This window comes from Streptomyces recifensis, from assembly GCF_002154615.1.
GTDB classification, from domain to species: domain Bacteria; phylum Actinomycetota; class Actinomycetes; order Streptomycetales; family Streptomycetaceae; genus Streptomyces; species Streptomyces griseoluteus.
The window spans coordinates 1-651 of sequence record NZ_MUNH01000926.1; the positions used below are offsets into that span (position 1 = coordinate 1).

Genomic DNA, 651 nt, shown 5'->3' on the forward strand with positions numbered 1-651 from the left:
GTGCAGCACCTGGTCGGTCTCGGCGCTCGCCGGATCGCCTATGTGGCGTGCGACCCGGCCGCGCTGGCCCGGGATCTGGGGTACTTCCGGGAGGGCGGGTACCGGGTGCGGACGCTGCGGGCGTTCGATCTGTTCCCGATGACGCATCACGTGGAGTGCGTGGCGATTCTGGAGCCTGCCGAAAAGGGTCGCTGACCTGCGGTTCTCCGATCGCTGCCGGTCCGTCGGTCGCTCGTCACGGCGGAGCCCGGCCGTACGGCCCGTCGGTCAAGGGACTGATGACGCCGCATGTGTCACCGAGCTGCGGTTTGTCCGGCTTGCGGGGGATTTGGGTGGGTACCAGAGCGACAGAGCTTCGATCCGGATTCCCACGGGGGACACGGGACGGTCGGAACCACCCATCCGGTAGTGCGCCATCAGGAGGTCGGGATGCGTCTCTGTCACTGCCGGCCCACCGACCCCGGGTTCCGCCGCCTGCGCCATGGACGCGGCTTTCGTTACGTGGACGCTCACGGGGAGCCGCTGCGCGATCCGGCCGAGCTGGCCCGGATCCGGGAACTGGTCATACCGCCGGCCTGGCGGGACGTGTGGATCTGCACCAGGGCCAATGGGCATCTGCAGGCCGTCGGTACCGATGCCGCCGGCCGCCGC

General features: G+C 69.7%; 2 pseudogenes. Both read left to right on the forward strand.

The features are described from left to right. A pseudogene (locus CCN33_RS30860) lies at window positions 1-195 on the forward strand (RNA methyltransferase); the annotation flags it as partial. Between the two features lie 234 nt (window positions 196-429). Continuing rightward, window positions 430-651, forward strand: a pseudogene (locus tag CCN33_RS33455) (DNA topoisomerase IB); the annotation flags it as partial.